This window comes from Pseudomonas sp. MWU318 (assembly GCF_016756945.1).
GTDB lineage: Bacteria > Pseudomonadota > Gammaproteobacteria > Pseudomonadales > Pseudomonadaceae > Aquipseudomonas > Aquipseudomonas putida_A.
Map to the genome: position 1 here is coordinate 53,858 of NZ_JAESJL010000002.1, position 18,208 is coordinate 72,065.

General features: G+C 60.5%; 20 protein-coding genes. 13 read left to right on the forward strand and 7 right to left on the reverse strand.

Going from position 1 to position 18,208, the window contains the following annotated elements; translation table 11 throughout:
* Positions 1–6: 6 nt before the first annotated feature.
* The 7 genes from JN524_RS04205 to ppnP all read left to right on the forward strand — a co-directional run bounded on the left by JN524_RS04205 (position 7) and on the right by ppnP (position 7,506).
* Positions 7–876 carry an SDR family oxidoreductase gene (locus tag JN524_RS04205; protein ID WP_202368614.1) on the forward strand — a complete coding sequence of 290 codons (870 nt, stop codon included), beginning with the start codon at positions 7–9 and terminating at the stop codon, positions 874–876.
* 3 nt (positions 877–879) lie between these two features.
* On the forward strand, positions 880–2,496 hold the full coding sequence (gene atuC, locus JN524_RS04210; RefSeq protein ID WP_202368615.1) for a geranyl-CoA carboxylase subunit beta: 1,617 nt from the start codon (positions 880–882) through the stop codon (positions 2,494–2,496).
* A 30-nt stretch (positions 2,497–2,526) separates the two neighbouring features.
* Positions 2,527–3,684 (forward strand): citronellyl-CoA dehydrogenase, encoded by a 1,158-nt coding sequence (gene atuD, locus JN524_RS04215; RefSeq protein WP_202368616.1) that lies wholly within the window; start codon positions 2,527–2,529, stop codon positions 3,682–3,684.
* Positions 3,681–4,478: an enoyl-CoA hydratase/isomerase family protein gene (locus JN524_RS04220; RefSeq protein WP_202368617.1), complete on the forward strand. Its 798-nt coding sequence runs from the start codon at positions 3,681–3,683 to the stop codon at positions 4,476–4,478. The genes atuD and JN524_RS04220 overlap by 4 nt, the downstream gene beginning before the upstream one ends.
* 54 nt (positions 4,479–4,532) lie before the next feature.
* On the forward strand, positions 4,533–6,494 hold the full coding sequence (locus JN524_RS04225; RefSeq protein WP_202368618.1) for an acetyl/propionyl/methylcrotonyl-CoA carboxylase subunit alpha: 1,962 nt from the start codon (positions 4,533–4,535) through the stop codon (positions 6,492–6,494).
* Positions 6,495–6,564: 70 nt separating this feature from the next.
* Positions 6,565–7,107: an exonuclease domain-containing protein gene (locus tag JN524_RS04230; protein WP_027613412.1), complete on the forward strand. Its 543-nt coding sequence runs from the start codon at positions 6,565–6,567 to the stop codon at positions 7,105–7,107.
* A gap of 114 nt (positions 7,108–7,221) precedes the next feature.
* Positions 7,222–7,506 carry a pyrimidine/purine nucleoside phosphorylase gene (gene ppnP / locus JN524_RS04235; protein ID WP_105227574.1) on the forward strand — a complete coding sequence of 95 codons (285 nt, stop codon included), beginning with the start codon at positions 7,222–7,224 and terminating at the stop codon, positions 7,504–7,506.
* Between the two features lie 72 nt (positions 7,507–7,578).
* Here the strand turns inward: ppnP and JN524_RS04240 are convergent, their stop codons facing one another.
* Both JN524_RS04240 and JN524_RS04245 read right to left on the reverse strand, forming a co-directional pair.
* Positions 7,579–8,385: an MOSC domain-containing protein gene (locus JN524_RS04240; RefSeq protein ID WP_202368619.1), complete on the reverse strand. Its 807-nt coding sequence runs from the start codon at positions 8,383–8,385 to the stop codon at positions 7,579–7,581.
* 191 nt (positions 8,386–8,576) lie between these two features.
* Complete coding sequence (locus JN524_RS04245; RefSeq protein WP_003226705.1) at positions 8,577–9,512, reverse strand: chemotaxis protein CheV; 936 nt, start codon at positions 9,510–9,512, stop codon at positions 8,577–8,579.
* A gap of 457 nt (positions 9,513–9,969) precedes the next feature.
* Here JN524_RS04245 and JN524_RS04250 point away from each other — a divergent pair, with 457 nt between their 5' ends.
* From JN524_RS04250 to JN524_RS04260, 3 genes are all read left to right on the forward strand, one after another.
* Positions 9,970–10,440 carry a hypothetical protein gene (locus tag JN524_RS04250; protein WP_202368620.1) on the forward strand — a complete coding sequence of 157 codons (471 nt, stop codon included), beginning with the start codon at positions 9,970–9,972 and terminating at the stop codon, positions 10,438–10,440.
* A 491-nt stretch (positions 10,441–10,931) separates the two neighbouring features.
* Positions 10,932–11,825 (forward strand): sensor histidine kinase, encoded by an 894-nt coding sequence (locus JN524_RS04255; protein WP_202369026.1) that lies wholly within the window; start codon positions 10,932–10,934, stop codon positions 11,823–11,825.
* Positions 11,822–12,481: a response regulator gene (locus JN524_RS04260; protein ID WP_202368621.1), complete on the forward strand. Its 660-nt coding sequence runs from the start codon at positions 11,822–11,824 to the stop codon at positions 12,479–12,481. The genes JN524_RS04255 and JN524_RS04260 overlap by 4 nt, the downstream gene beginning before the upstream one ends.
* Here the strand turns inward: JN524_RS04260 and yegS are convergent.
* On the reverse strand, positions 12,465–13,382 hold the full coding sequence (gene yegS, locus JN524_RS04265; protein ID WP_202368622.1) for a lipid kinase YegS: 918 nt from the start codon (positions 13,380–13,382) through the stop codon (positions 12,465–12,467). The two genes, JN524_RS04260 and yegS, sit on opposite strands and share 17 nt — an antisense overlap.
* A gap of 318 nt (positions 13,383–13,700) precedes the next feature.
* Between yegS and JN524_RS04270 the strand changes: the two genes are divergently transcribed.
* Positions 13,701–14,009, forward strand: a complete 309-nt coding sequence (locus JN524_RS04270) for a hypothetical protein (RefSeq protein WP_202368623.1) — start codon at positions 13,701–13,703, stop codon at positions 14,007–14,009.
* 57 nt (positions 14,010–14,066) lie between these two features.
* Here JN524_RS04270 and JN524_RS04275 read toward each other — a convergent pair whose 3' ends face one another.
* Positions 14,067–15,293, reverse strand: coding sequence for a molybdopterin-binding protein (locus tag JN524_RS04275; protein WP_202368624.1), 1,227 nt, complete (start codon positions 15,291–15,293; stop codon positions 14,067–14,069).
* Positions 15,277–15,816: a molybdenum cofactor biosynthesis protein B gene (moaB, locus tag JN524_RS04280; RefSeq protein WP_003226719.1), complete on the reverse strand. Its 540-nt coding sequence runs from the start codon at positions 15,814–15,816 to the stop codon at positions 15,277–15,279. Before moaB ends, JN524_RS04275 begins: the two co-directional genes overlap by 17 nt.
* 82 nt (positions 15,817–15,898) lie before the next feature.
* On the opposite strand from moaB, the gene mobA reads away from it, so the two are divergent.
* Complete coding sequence (gene mobA, locus JN524_RS04285; protein ID WP_202368625.1) at positions 15,899–16,501, forward strand: molybdenum cofactor guanylyltransferase MobA; 603 nt, start codon at positions 15,899–15,901, stop codon at positions 16,499–16,501.
* Positions 16,502–16,579: 78 nt separating this feature from the next.
* A complete protein-coding gene (locus tag JN524_RS04290) occupies positions 16,580–16,801 on the forward strand; it encodes a YgdI/YgdR family lipoprotein (protein ID WP_007908660.1) in 222 nt (73 codons plus the stop codon).
* A gap of 76 nt (positions 16,802–16,877) precedes the next feature.
* Here the strand turns inward: JN524_RS04290 and JN524_RS04295 are convergent, their stop codons facing one another.
* Both JN524_RS04295 and JN524_RS04300 read right to left on the reverse strand, forming a co-directional pair.
* Positions 16,878–17,768, reverse strand: coding sequence for a pseudouridine synthase (locus JN524_RS04295; protein WP_202368626.1), 891 nt, complete (start codon positions 17,766–17,768; stop codon positions 16,878–16,880).
* A gap of 81 nt (positions 17,769–17,849) precedes the next feature.
* Positions 17,850–18,167 (reverse strand): transcriptional regulator, encoded by a 318-nt coding sequence (locus tag JN524_RS04300; protein WP_095189592.1) that lies wholly within the window; start codon positions 18,165–18,167, stop codon positions 17,850–17,852.
* Positions 18,168–18,208: the final 41 nt, after the last annotated feature.

The window sequence follows — 18,208 nt, forward strand, 5'->3', positions numbered from 1 at the left end:
GGCTTCATGGCTTACGCATCGATTTTCAAAGCCGATCTGTTCAGCGGTCAGACCATCATCGTCACCGGTGGCGGCAGTGGCATCGGCCGTTGCACCGCGCATGAACTGGCGGCGCTCGGCGCCACTGTGCTGCTGGTCGGGCGCAAGCCGGAGAAGCTGCAGAAGGTCGCCGCCGAAATCAGCGAAGACGGCGGCCGCGCCCACTGGCAAGCCTGCGACATCCGTGATGAGGACGCGGTGAAACAACTGGTCACCGAGTTGATCGCCGAACACGGGCCGATCCACGGTCTGGTCAACAATGCCGGCGGCCAGTACCCGTCACCACTGGCCTCGATCAATCAGAAAGGCTTCGAAACCGTGCTGCGCACCAATCTGGTCGGTGGTTTTCTGATGGCCCGGGAAGTGTTCAACCAGTCGATGAGCAAGCACGGCGGCAACATCGTCAACATGCTTGCCGACATGTGGGGCGGCATGCCCGGCATGGGCCACTCGGGCGCGGCACGTTCGGGGATGGACAACTTCACCAAAACCGCCGCGTTCGAGTGGGGCTACGCCGGGGTGCGGGTCAATGCGGTGGCGCCGGGCTGGATCGCGTCCAGCGGCATGGACACTTATGAAGGCGCGTTCAAAGCCGTGATCCCGACCCTGCGCGAACACGTACCGCTCAAGCGCATCGGCACCGAATCGGAAGTCAGTGCAGCGATCGTTTTTCTGCTCAGCCCGGCGGCGGCGTTCATCAGTGGCAGCACCTTGAAAATCGATGGCGCAGCCAGTCTCGGCAGCCGCGCATGGCCGCTACACAAGGCGAGCCACAGCAAGTCGTTCAACGGGTTCGATCGGGCGTACTTGCCCGACGTCCTCAAGGACAAGGAGTAAGCCATGCCGCAGATCCAGTCCCAACTCGATCCGCACAGTGACGCTTTCGCGCGCAACCGCGCGGCGATGCTCACGGCCATCGAGCACGTCCAGCAACTGGAACAGAACCTGCTGAACAAGGCTGCCGAAGCCAAGGGCAAATTCGACAAGCGCGGGCAACTGCTGCCCCGCGAACGCCTGAATCTGCTACTCGACCCCGGCGCGCCGTTCCTCGAACTGGCGAGTCTGGCCGGCTACAAGCTGCACGACGACAAGGACGGCAGCGCTGCCGGTGGCGGCCTGATCGCCGGCATCGGTTACGTGTCCGGCATACGCGCGATGGTGGTGGCCAACAACAGCGCGATCAAGGGCGGCACGATCTCCCCCACCGGCCTGAAAAAATCCCTGCGCCTGCAACAGATCGCCCTGGAAAACAAACTGCCGGTGATCACTCTGGCAGAGAGCGGCGGCGCCAACCTCAATTATGCGGCGGAGATATTCGTCGAAGGCGCACGCAGTTTTGCCAATCAGGCGCGGATGTCGGCCATGGGCCTGCCGCAGATCACCGTGGTGCACGGCTCGGCCACGGCCGGTGGCGCCTATCAACCGGGGCTGTCGGATTACGTGGTGGTGGTGCGCGGCAAAGCCAAGCTGTTTCTCGCCGGACCGCCACTGCTCAAGGCCGCGACTGGCGAGGTCGCCACCGATGAAGAGCTGGGCGGCGCCGAGATGCACGCGCAGGTCGCCGGCACCGCCGAGTATCTGGCCGAGAACGATGCGGATGGCGTGCGGCTGGTGCGCGAGATCTTGCGCATGCTGCCGTGGAACGAGCAACTGCCGTGGCTGCCGGAGCCGCAATACAAGGCACCGCTGTACCCGATCGACGAGCTGCTCGGGCTGATTCCCGACGACCCGAAGAAGCCCTACGACGTGCGCGAAATCATTGCGCGGATTGCCGATGAATCGGAATTTCTCGAATTCAAGGGCGAGTTCGATCAGCAAACCATCTGCGGCCAGTTGAAAATCCAGGGCCGCGCCTGCGGCTTGATCGGCAACAACGGCCCGATCACGCCGGCCGGGGCGAGCAAGGCTGCACAGTTCATTCAACTGTGCGATCAGAGCCAGACGCCGCTGCTGTTCTTCCACAACACCACCGGCTTCATGGTCGGCACCGAGTCCGAGCAGCAAGGCGTCATCAAACACGGCTCGAAACTGATTCAAGCGGTGGCCAATGCCCGAGTGCCTAAACTGACGATTGTCGTCGGTGGCTCCTACGGTGCCGGCAACTATGCGATGTGCGGACGAGGTCTCGATCCACGTTTCATCTTCGCCTGGCCCAACAGCCGCACCGCGGTGATGGGCGGCGCGCAGGCCGGCAAGGTGCTGCGCATCGTCACCGAGGCCAAACAGCTCAAGGAAGGCCTGGTGCCGGATCCGAAAATGCTCGACATGCTCGAACAGGTCACCGCGCAGAAACTCGACAGCCAGTCCACCGCGCTCTACGGCAGCGCCAACCTGTGGGACGACGGCCTGATCGACCCACGCGATACACGCACCCTGCTCGGTTACCTGCTGGATATCTGCCACGAAGCCGACATTCGCACGTTGCAACCCAACAGCTTCGGCGTCAGCCGCTTCTGACTGCCTCGGAAAACAAGGAGAACAATAAAAATGATCTTCACCCCGGAACACGAAGCACTGCGCCGCACCGTCCGCCAATTCGTCGAGCACGAAATCAACCCGCACGTCGATGAATGGGAAAAGGCCGGGCGCTTTCCGATCCACGAGATTTTCCGCAAGGCCGGCGACCTTGGTCTGCTGGGGATTTCCAAACCGGAAAAATTCGGCGGCATGGGCCTCGACTACAGCTATTCGATTGTCGCCGCCGAAGAGTTCGGCACCATTCATTGTGGCGGCATTCCGATGTCGATCGGCGTGCAGACCGACATGTGCACCCCGGCGCTGGCCCGCTTCGGCTCCGATGAATTGCGCGACGAATTCCTCCGCCCCGCGATTACCGGCGAGCAGGTCGGTTGCATCGGCGTCTCGGAAGTCGGTGCCGGCTCCGACGTCGCCGGGCTCAAGACCACCGCGCGCAAGGACGGCGACGACTACGTGATCAACGGCAGCAAGATGTGGATCACCAACTCGCCCAGCGCCGACTTCATCTGCCTGCTGGCCAATACCTCGGACGACAAGCCGCACATCAACAAGTCGCTGATCATGGTGCCGATGAACACCCCGGGGATCAGCCTCAGCTCGCACCTGGACAAGCTCGGCATGCGCAGCTCGGAAACCGCTCAGGTGTTTTTCGACAACGTGCGTGTGCCGCAGCGCAACCGCATCGGCCACGAAGGCGCCGGGTTCATGATGCAGATGCTGCAGTTCCAGGAAGAACGCCTGTTCGGCGCGGCGAACATGATCAAGGGTCTGGAATATTGCGTCGACAGCACCATCGAGTACTGCAAAGAGCGCAAGACCTTCGGCAACGCGCTGATCGACAATCAGGTGATCCACTTCCGCCTCGCTGAATTGCAGACCGAAATCGAATGCCTGCGGGCGCTGGTCTATCAGGCCACCGAGCAATATGTGAAAGGTCAGGACGTCACACGTCTGGCATCGATGGCCAAGCTCAAGGCCGGGCGCCTCGGCCGTGAAGTCAGCGACAGCTGCCTGCAATATTGGGGCGGCATGGGTTTCATGTGGGACAACCCGGTAGCCCGCGCCTATCGCGACGTGCGGCTGGTTTCGATCGGCGGCGGCGCCGACGAAATCATGCTGGGGATCATCTGCAAACTGATGGGCATCCTGCTGGGGAAAAAGAAATGAGCCCCCTGCCCGACTGCCAGACTCTGCTGCTGGAACTGCACGGCGGCGTGCTGCACATCACCCTCAATCGCCCCGACAGCCGCAATGCGATGAGCCTGCAGATGGTCGCCGAACTGCGCGCGGTATTGGCGGCGGTGCGCGATGACCGCGGGGTTCGCGCTCTGGTCCTCAGCGGTGCCGGTGGGCATTTCTGTGCGGGTGGCGACATCAAGGACATGGCCAATGCCCGTGCCCAAGGGGCCGACGCTTACCGCGAGTTGAACCGCGCCTTTGGAGCCCTGCTGCAAGAAGCACAGCACGCACCACAAGTGCTGATCACCGTTTTACAGGGCGCAGTGCTCGGTGGTGGTTTCGGGCTGGCATGTGTCAGCGATATCGCGATGGCCGATCATCAGGCGCAATTCGGTCTGCCGGAAACCAGCCTTGGCTTGCTACCGGCGCAGATCGCTCCGTTCGTGGTGCAGCGCATCGGCCTGACCGAGACCCGACGACTGGCGCTGACTGCGGCGCGTTTCGACGGCCATCAGGCGCGGCGGCTGGGACTGGTGCATTTTGTCGAGCAGGATCCGCAGGCACTGGCAGAACGACTCGACGAAGTGCTCGACCACGTTCTGTGCTGCGCGCCCGAGGCGAATGCGGCGACCAAAAAATTGCTGCTCGCCAGTGCCGGGCAGCCCTCGAATGAACTGCTGGATGAGGCAGCGCAATGGTTCAGCGAAGCGGTGACCGGGGCCGAAGGGATCGAGGGCACGATGGCTTTCGTGCAAAAGCGTAAACCTGGGTGGGCCCCTTAAAAGCTTGCTCGCGAAGAGGCCAGCACCGACAACGCAAATTCCGAGGGAACAGCCATGCCCGTCATCCACAAAATCCTGATCGCCAACCGCGGTGAAATCGCCTGCCGCATTCAGCGCACCGCCCAGGCCCTCGGCTATCGCACCGTCGCCGTATTCAGCGATGCCGACGCCGATGCCCTGCACGTGCAGATGGCCGATCAAGCGGTGAACATCGGCGCCGCACCGGTGCAGCAGTCCTACCTGAACATCTCGGCGATCCTTGACGCTGCGCGCCGCAGCGATGCCGACGCGATCCACCCAGGCTACGGCTTTCTCTCGGAAAACGCCGAATTCGCCCGCGCCTGCGCAGCGGCCAACCTGACCTTTATCGGCCCGAGCGCCGAGGCCATCGAGCTGATGGGCAGCAAGCGCCTGTCGAAAATCGCCATGCTCGACGCTGGTGTTCCCTGTATCGCCGGCTATCAAGGCGCCGCGCAGGATGACGCCACGTTGCTGCGCGAAGCCGAGCGCATCGGCTATCCACTGATGATCAAGGCCAGCGCTGGCGGCGGTGGACGCGGCATGCGTCTGGTGCACAACAGCGAAGAGTTGCCAGCGCAACTGCGCACCGCCCGCTCGGAGGCGCTGAACGGTTTCGGCAGTGATGAACTGATCCTCGAACAGGCGCTGATCGAACCACGACACGTCGAGGTGCAACTGTTCGGCGACTGCCACGGCAACCTGATCTACCTCGGCGAGCGCGACTGCTCGGTGCAGCGTCGCCATCAGAAAGTCATCGAGGAAGCGCCCTGCCCGGTGATGACCCGCGAGTTGCGCCAGGCCATGGGCGAAGCGGCATTGAAGGCTGGCCGCGCGGTGAATTACGTCGGTGCCGGCACCGTCGAGTTTCTGCTCGATGCCCGTGGGCAGTTCTACTTTCTGGAAATGAACACCCGTCTGCAGGTCGAGCATCCGGTGACCGAGTTAATCACCGGGCAGGATCTGGTCGCCTGGCAATTGGCCGTCGCCGAAGGCCAGCCGTTGCCGCTGACTCAGGATCAGCTCGCGCTGAACGGCCACGCCATGGAGGTGCGTCTGTATGCCGAAGATCCGACGCAGAATTTTCTGCCGCAGACCGGTCGTGTACAGGCCTGGGAACCGGCGTTGAGTACGGGGGCGCGGATCGATCATGGCTTGCGCGAAGGTCAGTCGATCAGCCCGTTTTATGATCCGATGCTCGGCAAACTGATCGCCCACGGCGCCACCCGCGAAGAGGCGCGCCGCAAGCTGTTGCGCGCGGTGCAGGACAGCGTGCTGCTCGGCGTTCAGAGCAACCAGACTTTGCTGGTCAGCCTGCTGCAGCATCCGCAGTTCATCAGCGGCGAGTTCAGCACCGCGTTCATTGCCCAGCATTTCACTGACCACCCATGCCTGCACACTTACGCCCCCACCGCCGAGGAACTGGCCATCGCCGCCGTGCTGTTTTATCAGTCTGGCGCGCAGGCACATCGTGCGCCGCTCAAGGGTTGGCGCAACAATGTCGGCGCGCCGCTCGATTACCGCCTCGGGCTTGAACAGCAGGACTGGACCGTGCAACTGCTTGCGGACGGGGATGACCGCTTCACCGTGAACGTGATGCAGCGCGCACTGGTACTGACCGTCATCAATTGCGACGAGCGCGCGGTGACACTGGAAGTCGACGGCCTGCGCCAGCGTCACGCCTACCGGATCGATGACGAAGAACTCTGGCTGTTCACCCACCCCGGCAACCTGCGCCTGGAGGATCGAACTCATGCGCTGATCAGCAGTCAGAGCAGCGTCAGCTCCGGCACCCTGAAGGCGCCGATGGACGGTGCCATCGTCGACGTGCTGGTCAGCGAAGGCAGCCCGGTCAGCAAGGGTCAGTTGCTGGTGGTGCTGGAGGCAATGAAAATGGAGCATCCGCTCAAGGCCGGCATCGACGGCGTGCTCAAGCGGGTGCAGGTCAAGGTCGGCGATCAGGTAAAAAATCGTCAGGTTCTGTTGCAGGTCGAGTGAGTCGCCAGGCGCAAATGCAAGGTTTGACTACGCTCTGATCTATCAGGACGCGTAAATCAGGAAACCTGCGATGCCCCATTGGCTGGTCATTGATCTGGAAGCCACCACAGATGAAGGTGGCTGGCCGGTTACGGAAATGGAAATCATCGAAATCGGCGCGACGCTGGTCGACCGTGCCGGTCGCGAGCAGGATCACTTTCAGCGGTTCGTCAAACCGACCCGGCGGCCGTTGCTGACGCCGTTCTGCCGTGAGCTCACGCACATCACCCAGGCCAACATCGACGCCGCGCAGCCGTTGAACGAGGTCTGGCCGGCCTTCGAACGCTGGCTCGGGCAACACCAGACGCGCCTCGAAGGCTGGGCCAGTTGGGGCGATTACGACCGCAAGCAGTTGCTCCAGGAATGGCAGCGCCTGCAACTCGACAGCCTGTTGAGCCGGGTGCCGCACATGAACCTCAAGCAGCGCTTCGCCAAGGCCCGGCGCCTGGAACGACCGCTGGGCTTGAACGGTGCGCTGCAACTGGCCGGCATGCAGTTCAGCGGTCAACAGCACCGAGCCCTGGAAGATGCGCGCAATACCGCGCGGTTGCTGCCGTTGGTCTTGCCACTCTGAAGTCAGGGCGAGAACTCGCCGGACACGCCCCGGGCAGGTGACGGCGCCGGGAGCCTTGTGCATACTGGCCAGCCTTTTTTAACCCTTTTTTGCCCTTTTCGAGAGGAATCGCCCATGTTCAAAGTCAACGAGTACTTCGACGGCACCGTCAAGTCGATCGCTTTTGGCACCGCTGAAGGTCCGGCGACCATCGGCGTCATGGCCCCGGGCGAATACGAATTCGGCACCGCTCAGCGCGAGATCATGCACGTGGTCTCTGGTGCGCTGACCGTCAAACTGCCGGACAGCAGCGACTGGGAAACCTTCGCCGCCGGAAGCCAGTTCAACGTTCCGGCCAACAGCAAGTTCCAGCTGAAAGTCACCGTTGACACCGCTTACCTGTGCGAATACCGCGGCTAAACCCACGGTTTTTCCCGGTGCAAAAAAATGCCCGTGTCCATGGACACGGGCATTTTTCATTTCTGGCCTCGGTTATTCGAGGATTTCCACGGGCATTCCTACCTCCAGACGACCATTGCCGTCGTTGACCAGGTTCTGCCCGAACATCGCACCATCGGCCTGCGCACGGTATTTCTGCAGGGTTGCCAGTGGTTCGCGATCGGCACTGCGCTCCCCGGTCTGCGGATCGATGGTGGTCAGAATGCAGCGCGAGCAAGGCTTGACCACCCGGAACTCGACATCGCCGATGCGAATGCGCTTCCAGCCATCTTCGGCGAACGCCGTACTGCCCTCGATCACCAGATTCGGTCGGAACCGCAACATCTCCAACGGTCGTCCGACCTTTTGCACCAGATCCTGCAGCGATGCCTCGCCGATCAGCAACAACGGGAAACCGTCGGCGAATGCCACCTGGTCATCCTCGCGGCCGTAACCGGCCTGCGTCATGCGCGCGCGATCAAGTGGCACCTGCACCAGACGGGTCGGCTTGCCGATGAAGTCGCTGACCCAGCGGGCCGCGGCATCACCGGCATCCGGCACGCGCAGGGTGTCACGCCAGATGGTCACGCCGCGCAAGTCGGAATCGCCCTCGGGCAATGGCACGTCCAGCGCGGCAAGCCCGGGGGCACTCAGGGTCAGACCGCCCTGCGCATTCCACAGCGCCGACAGCTGGCTCATTTTCGCCTCGGCCCTTTGTGTCAGGAAGCGGCCGCTGGCCTCGTCCACCAGCATCCAGCGTCGGTCACCTTCAAGGCCGAGTTTGTCCAGGCCAATCGATTGCAGAATCTCGGGCTTGCCGGATTTCAACGGGTAACGATAAAGCGCACTCAGACGCAGCATGTCCAGCTTCCTGATGGGCAAAAATGCCACCCTATACGAGCTTTATCGGCGAATCAAAGCCTGAGTTCGAGCACTGCACGACAAGGTAGGAGCTGCGGCACGCTGCGATCTTTTGACGTTGACTTTAAGGATCAAAAGATCGCAGCCTCGTTTCACTCGACAGCTCCTACAGGGGCGGTGTGGTTTTGTGGTCAGGCCGGCACTTCATCGAGCATCAGACGCTGGCGCACCACATCGACCAGTTTGTCCGGCTGGAACTTGGAGAGGAAGTTGTCGCAGCCGACCTTCTTCACCATCGAATCGTTGAAACTGCCGGACAGCGAGGTGTGCAGTACCACGTACAGGCCACGCAGGCGCGGGTCGTTGCGGATCTCGGTGGTCAGGCGATAGCCGTCCATTTCCGGCATCTCCGCGTCGGTGAACACCATCAGCAGCTTGTCGGTCATGTTCACGCCGGTATCGGCCCAGGCCTTGAGCATGTTCAGAGCCTTCAGGCCATCACTGGCGATGTGCATCTTCACCCCGAGCTGGCCGAGGGTGTCGCGCAGTTGCGAAAGCGCCACGTTGGAGTCGTCCACCAGCAGCACTTCGCGGCCACGGGCACGCTCCAGCACCGGATCGTCGAGCTTGTCGCGTGAAACCTTGGCGTTGTACGGGACGATTTCGGCAAGGACTTTCTCGACGTCGATGATTTCCACCAGTTGATCGTCGACCTTGCTGATCGCGGTCAGGTAATGCTGGCGTCCGGCACTGGTCGGCGGCGGCAGGATGGCTTCCCAGTTCATGTTGACGATGCGATCCACGCCACCGACGAGGAAAGCCTGCACCGAACGGTTGTACTCGGTGACGATGATGGTGCTGTTCGGACCCGGCACCAGCGGACGCATGCCGATCGCCTGAGACAAGTCGATCACCGGAAGCGTCTGCCCACGCAGGTTGACCACGCCGCAGACAAACGGGTGACGCTGCGGCATCAGGGTCAGCTTCGGCAACTGCAGAACTTCCTGAACCTTGAACACGTTGATCGCGAACAATTGGCGTCCGGCCAGGCGAAACATGAGAATTTCCAGGCGATTCTCACCCACCAGTTGCGTGCGTTGGTCTACCGTGTCGAGAATGCCGGCCATCAATGACTCCTGGGCTTGTTCTGATGAATTCACTACTAAGTGGGGTTATCGGCTGTTTATTGCGATTCTTGATCCCCGGAAAAATCACTATCAAAAATGCCATACACGGGCATTGATGTCACATTAACATCATGGTTTACTGGCCCGGTGTTTTCATCTGCTACATTCTCTTCTGGCGCGACCACGGTTTGCGCCACAGGTTCCCGCGTGTAAGGGAATCCCCTAGTAACAATCAGGCCTAACCTGATGTTCGCAATATCCAATAGCCATTAATGTGACGCCATTCTCATTGCATGAACGGAGTCAGGCTATTGTGTGCGATCGCAGTTCAGTGGAACCCCACCCTCTGGAAAACCTCAACCAGTGCACTTGCACGGTTGGGAGCGATCTGCCGACGGTTCATGATCGTCGACACACACGGCATTCCCTCATCAGACATGACGCTGTGGAGATAAGCATGCCAATCGACCGTAAAGACTGGGCAAAACGCTTTCCCGAATTTCTCGTCGAAGCTGAGACGCTCCTGGCCAAGTCTGAAGAATGCCTGAGCCACCTGCAATTGATCAGCAACGACAAGGACGCCATCGACTGCATGCGCAGTACCCTGCTCAAGCTTGCGAGTCGAGCTGAAGCACTGGCACTGGAGGCGATCTCCGAGTTTTCCCTGCACATTCACAGCCTGCTCGACCACGCGCCGGACCCTGTCGATCTGCATGCACAGGCCCTGGATGCGCTCAAAGACTGCTTCACCCTGATGGCCTGGCAGATCGAACTGGTCGATCAGAACACCGGTCAGTTGAGCCTGGATGCCAGCGAACAGACCTCCCTTATCCAAGCCCTCGCATTTCAGGTGGGTCAAAGCGAATTTCAGCCGCCACTGGCGACTCGAACGCTGCCACTCATGTCTTATTCGGAACGTCAGGCCTGATTCAGTGCTGACAGGCACACTTCGAGGTAACAAATCCGAAGCGCTGAACGTCGCAAATGAATAGTTCATACCTGCCAGCGACAATTCGAATTAAATAATTTCACCTGACACCAGCGGAAATTTTCTCGCGGCCTCAGGGTTTGCCTGTGTCCGAGTAACGATCAACTTCGAGTAGCATCGATATCTGCCGAACACAATAAAGCGTCTTTTTTCCATTATGGAACTCACGTCCAACATGGCGTCTTTCCTGACTCATTGGACATATATGGCGAACGCGACCAACGGTATCTTAAGTGGTATTATGCCGGCCATTAGTTGCTTTCAATTAATGGCACAGTGATTCACTGACAGTCATCCACCGAAGTTGGCAGTCAAACATCGTTCACTGAACCTGGTTAAAACCAATAACATAATTGACAGCATTTTCAGACAGAGATCCGCCCGCCACCGGCCGATCTACCCGCAGCGAACATCCATTGGCTCCATCCGTTATGTACGCCAGCCTCAAGTCAATCACCACATGGCCACCGTCCCGGGAAAATGCACGCCGGTTCACACTCGTATTGTGTGTCATCGCCACCGTCGGCTGCCTGCTGACCTATGGTTTTTCGGCACCACTTTCACTGGGGCTGTTGCTGGTAAATGTCGCCGCCACCAGTTGCGTCTGGGTGCAATATCGACTGTCGCGCAAATCGATCAAGTTCCAGCCCCAGGAACTCGCCGACCGTTTGCTGGAAGTCCAGGAAAACGAACGCCACCGTCTCAGCCGGGAACTGCACGACGACATCGGTCAGTTACTGACAGCGGCCAGGCTGCAAAGCGAATGGCTGAAAAAACGCCTGCCACCCGACTTGCAAGCGCAATGCTCGACGCTCTGCGAAACCCTTGAAGAAACCCTCAACAAGGTGCGCGACGTTTCCGCCATTCTCAATCCGCGCCAACTGACCAGCCTCGGGCTGGAGGCCAGTCTGCGAGCGCACCTGCTCAAGACCCTGGCGAACACGTCGGTGCACTGGAGCCTCGATTGCCAGCAGCGGCTCAACGGCATTCCGGAAGAAATGGCGGTCGCCGCTTTCCGCATTACTCAGGAAGCGGTGACCAACATTCTGCGTCACGCGCAAGCCAGCAACCTGTTGATCCGCGTGCAACGCCTGCCACAAGGGCTGACGTTGTTGATCAGCGACGACGGCCAGGGATTTGCGCCTGCTGCGGATCCGGGCCGGGAAGGACAACGCGGCATGGCCGGGATGGCCGAAAGGATCGAACAGTTGGGCGGTACGCTGAACGTCATCAGCGAACCGGGCAAAGGCACTCAAATCGAAGCACTGTTCCCCTGGGCGCCCCGTGCACTCGAACGGGCCAGTACGAATAAGGTTATGCGTTGACTTGTAACTTACTTCTGGTGGATGACCACTCGCTGATCAGGGCCGGCGTGCGCGCTCTGGTGCTCGACATTCCCGGCTACGCCGTCGTTGGCGAAGCCAACGACGGCTCGCAGCTGCTCGAAATGGTCGAGCAACTGGCGCCCGACATCGTGCTGCTGGATATCTCGATGAAGGAAACCGGTGGCCTGGAAGCCCTGCAACGGCTCAAGCGCGTAAGACCTCATAGCAAGGTGCTGATTCTGTCGATGCACACCGATCCGGCGCTGATCATGCAGGCGCTGGAGTCCGGCGCACATGGTTATCTGCTCAAGGACACCACGGCCACCGAGCTGGAACATGCCCTCGAAGCCCTGCGCAACAACGAGCGCTACCTGAGCCCGGCGATCGCCCACACCGTGATCAATCAGGCGCTGACCCGCACGCAGAAAAACCAGCCGGAAGTGGCCGACTCTCACAACCTGACGGCCCGTCAGCTGGAAATCCTGCGGTTGATCGTGCGCGGCAAATCCACCCGCGAGATCGCCAACGGCCTGGGCCTGAGCATCAAGACCGTCGAAACCCACCGCTCGCAGATCATGAAGCGCCTGCAGATCTACGATGTGGCGGGCCTGGTGCTGTTCGCGGTGCGCGAGCAGATCATCAGCCTGGACGATTGATCGAGCGGTTACCGCCCAACAGCGGCGAATGCTCGGGCAAGTGCACCCGCAAGGCTCCCGGACGCGCCTCGAAGCGCAGGCTGTCGCCCTCCAGCGGCTCGCCGTCAAGGTTGATGCTCAGCCCCTCGGCGACCTTGATTTCGACCCAGGGCAAACGAGCCCGGACAAACATGTTGTCGAGGCCGAAACCGTCGCTGAGCAGGGTCTTCAGTGTGCCCACCAACTCCTGCGGTGCCGGCAGGATGCTGATGTCCAGCAGGCCATCATCCGCCAGTGCCTGCGGACACAATTCATGTCCGCCACCCGCCTGACGGCCGTTGCCGATCCCCAGCGCCAGCAGCTCGCCACTCCAGTGAAAGTCCGGCCCCTGCAGTTCGCCGTAGGCCGCGTGCAACTCACTGAAGCGCGATAAACCGGTGAACAGATAGGCGGCCCCGCCCAGCACTTTTTTCAGATCCTCGGACGTATTGGCCGTGACCTGGCTACCGAAACCGCCGGTCGCCATGTTGAGGAAAATCTGCCCGCCGACGGCGCCCAGATCAATGTCACGCGGCGGCACATCGAGAAGCTCAAGCGCTTCGGCCGGCTCAAGCGGGATCCCCGCCGCACGGGAAAAGTCGTTGGCCGTGCCCAGTGGCAACAGCACCAGACTGGCCTTGTGCGCATGCGCGGAAAGGGCCTCAGCGATATCGCGCAAGGTGCCATCACCGCCCCCGGCGATGATCTGCCGGTAGCCACCCGCCAGTGCCTCTTCCACCAGACGCTGAGCGTCACCGGCCTCCCAGGTCAGCCGTACAGCCAACTCCCAGCCTTGCTCGCGTTTTGCTTCGACGGCGGCGCGAACCGCCTCATTGAGTGCCTGCTTGCCATGCAGAATCAACAGCGCCCTGCGCTCACTCATAACGGTTACTCCCCACGATTGAATCGGTATGAAACATCTTGACCACTGACGCACGCAAAAAAGTCGCAACAATTCCATTTAATTCAAGCCACCGATCTCTCGCGTCCTACACGGCGGTATTTTTTCTTACAACATGTGAGGAATCGGCTCAATTGACCGGGCCTGCTCATTGATTCACCGTGTGCAGGCTGTATCAATTTTCGATTCAACAACACAAGGATGTGCAGGTAATGATTGGATACACCCTCGGAGCTGGTGGCAGTCTGGATGACGGGAAGGCCGGTTCGCTTACATTTGAAACAGCCGATGGACATTTCCATGCAAAGCCATGAAGCCAGAATTGCAAATAGTCCGGTTGCCCCTCTGGACGAAAGTCGCGCCAGTCACAAATCCGATTTCAGGAAGAACGCCAGAAACGCTGGAGAAGTTGATATGGAACCGCGCGTGACCGAACTGGAAACCCACCTCAAATACATTCGTCGGGACATGGACGAAGTCCGCGGGGATGTAAAGACCATCAAGCACCGTCTCGCCTATTCAGCGGGTGCAACTGCAGTGGTGTTGGGACTGCTGGGGTGGGTTGCCAATAGCCGGTTCGATCAGTTGGTCACACTGATGAGCCATTGACAGAGGAATGCAGGCATCGACGCGGTATCGGTCGAGCCTGCAGTCACCCCGCGCGGATCAGCCGAGCAGGTCACTCAGTGGAATGAACCCAACCTCATCACCCTCTACCAGCGTACGACCCTCCAGCACTTCCACCAGGCCATCCGCCCACGCCGCGCTGCGCAGCACACCGGAGCTTTGATTGCGGTAGATGATCGCCCGCCCCTGCTCGAGACGACCGCGCAGGTATTCGCGCCGATTGCCGGCCGCAGGCCAGACAAAACCTGCCGGTACCGTAAACTTCAGGGGTTCGACATCCTGTACCCCCTGACGCCGCAACAAGTAGGGCCGCGTGAGCAGAGCAAAGGTCACCAGCGTCGAAGCGGGGTTGCCCGGCAGGCCGATGACCGGCACCTTGCGAAAATGACCGAATGTCAGCGGCTTGCCCGGTTTGATGGCCAGTTTCCACAGCGCCAGCTCGCCCTCTTCCCGCAATGCGATGCCAAGAAAATCCGCTTCACCGACCGACACGCCGCCGGTCGAGAGAATCAAGTCGACACCCTGCAAGTCGCCAAGGCGCGCCCGCGTGGTCGCCAGATCGTCCGGAAGAATACCGGCATCGATCACTTCACAACCCAGGCGCTGCAGCCAGCTGCACAACACCACCCGATTACTGTTGTAGATCTGCCCCGGCCCCAGCGGCTGGCCTGGCTCGACCAGTTCATCGCCGGTGGACAATACCGCCACTCGGACCTTGCGTACCACATTCAGCCCGGCACATCCCAGCGACGCAGCCAGACCTTGTTCGATCGGTCCCAGTCGCGTACCTGCCGCCAGAATCAACTCACCCACGGTGGTTTCCTGGCCCTGCGGACGAATGTTCTGGCCGACGCTCATGGTTTCGATGAAACGCACACTGCCGTCGGCTTGAACTTCGGCGTTCTCCTGCATTTCCACACAATCTGCCCCGGCAGGCACTGGCGCACCGGTGAAGATCCGCGCACAGGTACCGGGCTTCAACGGTTCAGGCGCCTGCCCGGCAAAGACTTTCTGGCTGACCGGCAGTGGTTCGCCGGTCCAGTCGGCCAGATTCAGGGCATAACCGTCCATGGCGCTGTTTGGCCAGGGCGGCAGGTCCAGGGTCGAAACCAGGTCTTCGGCGAGCACCCGGCCTTCCACCTCAGCCAATGGCAGAAACTCGCGCTCGACAATCGGCGAGGCTTCAGCCATTTCCAGCAGGCGGGCCAACGCTTGCTCGACAGGCATCAGGCTGCCGGTCTTGCCCGGCTTACCCACGGGATTCACAAGGCGCCGCCTGCTTCAGGTGAGGGACGAAGTTGCACGGACGGTGCCGCGAATCCAGTTGTTCGGCGAGAATGCCGTCCCAACCTGTGCGCACCGCATTGGTCGAACCTGGCAGGCAGCATACCAGCGTGCCATTGGCCAGACCGGCCAGTGCCCGCGACTGCACGGTCGAAGTACCGATATCGGCCACCGAAATCTGCCGGAACAGTTCGCCGAAGCCGTCAACCTGCTTGTCGAGCAGACAAGCCACGGCTTCAGGCGTGCTGTCACGCCCGGTGAAACCAGTGCCGCCGGTAATCAACACGACCTGCACTACGTCCTCGGCAATCCAGTGGGCAACTTGCGCGCGGATTTTGTACAAGTCATCTTTGAGCAGGACCCGTTCGGCCAAGCGGTGACCGGCAGCAGTCAGGCGGTCGACGAAGACCTGGCCTGAGGTGTCGGTTTCCAGGGTTCGGGTGTCGCTGACAGTCAGCACCGCAATGTTCAGCGGCGCAAAAGGTACATCGGCCTTGGCTTTCATTAGGCTCGTCCAGTTGTAGGAGAAACAGCCCGGTGTTATATCACAGCGCCTGAATTTTTCGCCGCCCCGCTGGAGAGCTGCCATGACCTCGAATACGCCATTGCCCCCCTGCTCCATTCTGCTCCTGGCAGGCGGACGCGGCCAGCGCATGGGCGGCCAGGACAAAGGGCTGGTCGAATGGCAGGGTGAGCCGCTGATTGCGCATTTGCAGCGCAAGGTGCGACCGCTGACTGACGATCTGATCATCTCCTGCAATCGCAATCACGAGCGTTATGCAGCCTACGCCGATCAATTGGTCAGCGATGAGCAAGGCGATTTTCCTGGCCCCCTGGCCGGCATCCTTGCCGGACTCAAGGCCGCCCGCCAGCCAAACCTGCTGGTCTTGCCCTGCGATGCGCCGCGAATCGACGCCGCGCTATTGCAGGACATGCGTGAAACCGCCGGCCAATTTCCTGAAAAACCTTTAATGTTGCGTCACGACGACCACTGGGAACCCCTGCTGTGCGTGATCCCGGCAGCCCTTCTGCCGGCGTTCGAAACCGCCTGGAACGCCGGCGAACGCAGCCCCGGCCGGATCATGCGCAATCTCGGCGCGACTGCCCTGCAATGCCCCGACAATGACCCGCGACTGGCCAACCTGAACACCCCCGAACTGTTAAATACGCACAACACTGTGTCAGACTGACAGCATTCAAGGAACTCTCACGCCTTGTATACGTCTCAAGTTCAGTAACCAAAAGTATTCCCATTCGGAGACACACCCATGACTCAACGGACCCTCGCCACTTTCATGCTCGCACTGGGCCTGGCTACCCTCGCTGGTTGCTCGTCGCCAACAGTGATCACCTTGAATGACGGTCGCGAAATCCAGGCCGTCGACACCCCGAAATACGATGACGATTCGGGCTTCTACGAGTTCAAGCAACTGGACGGCAAAGAGACCCGCATCAACAAGGATCAGGTTCGTACCGTTAAAGAGCTGTAAGCTTTACGTCGATACCGGATACAGAAAAGCCCGCATCAATGCGGGCTTTTTCATGGGCACGGGAAAGTGCCTGGCATCACCACTGCAGGGTGATCCGGCTCTCGAATTCACGATCCTCACCGGTCACCGGATCGACAAAGCGCAGCCCCTGCGCCAGCAGCTTGAGCGGATTGGCGTAATCATCCTCAACGTCTTTCAACACATCCGGGTAGAACGGATCGTTGCAGATACTCGCCCCCAGCGCGGTCATGTGTACACGTAGCTGATGCTTCTTGCCAGTCACCGGATACAGGCCGTAGCGCCACAGATCACCGTTCTTTTCCCGGACTTCCACAGCCGTTTCAGTATTGACGACGCCTGGCCCTTCCTGCATGCGGAAGAACGGTTCGCCATCGATCAGACGGCTTTTGTGTACAAGAGGAAATTCCAGCTCCGGCAGCGCACGGGCAATCGCCTCATAGCGTTTATCGATCTGCCGCGTAGGGAACAGCGACTGATAAGCGGAGCGGGTTTGTGGGTTAGCCGAAAAGATCACCAAGCCTGCCGTGTGCCGGTCAATGCGGTGCAGTGGCACCAGATGCGGATTATCGAGGCGGCGGATCAGACGACGCAGCAACGTCTGTTCGACGTACTCGCCGGCCGGCGTCACCGGCAGGAAGTGCGGCTTGTCCGCCACCACCAGATGTTCGTCCGCATACAGGATCGACTCGACCACCGGGATCGGTTTTTCATCCGGCACTTCACGGAAGTAGTGAATACGCAGGCCTTCCTTGTACGGCAGATCCAGCGCAATCGGCTGTCCCTGCCCATCCAGTACCCGGCCCCGGGCGATCCGGTCCAGCCATTGCTCTCGACTGATCGCACTGAAATGCTCACACAGGCAATCAAGGACGGTAGGCCAACTCCCCGGAGGAAGGTAAAGGGTGCTGGCCTGATTCTGCGCAGCGGAAAACGTTGGTGTGGACATACGGAAATTCGAACCCTCAATGCAGGTCGGCATTATCCAACACTGAGCGATACGAACCTAGCGCCGATTCCACCGCCCGCTTCAGGCCGGGATCGACTTGAGCGCGGCGGCTTCGGTGAATTCCTTGAGCCAGCGCAGCACGTCGACGGCCTCCCAGCGCCCCGGGTCATACAAGGCGTACAACAACCCCTGATAACCGACCACATCCAGTTGCCTGTGATAACCGGCACGCTGGAACAGCGCCTCGATCTCGGCAAAACAGGTGTTGAAATGCAATTTGTTGAAAGGCGTCTTGCCCTCCGTGACCAGCCCGTCCAGGCGCAACTCGAGGACGGCCTCGCGCACCACGTCAACCGACATCCGGTTCACGCTGTTCTTCAACTGTTCGACATTGACCACGGTTCGTCCCTCTGACTGCCGGATTCACCTGCTCAAGTCAT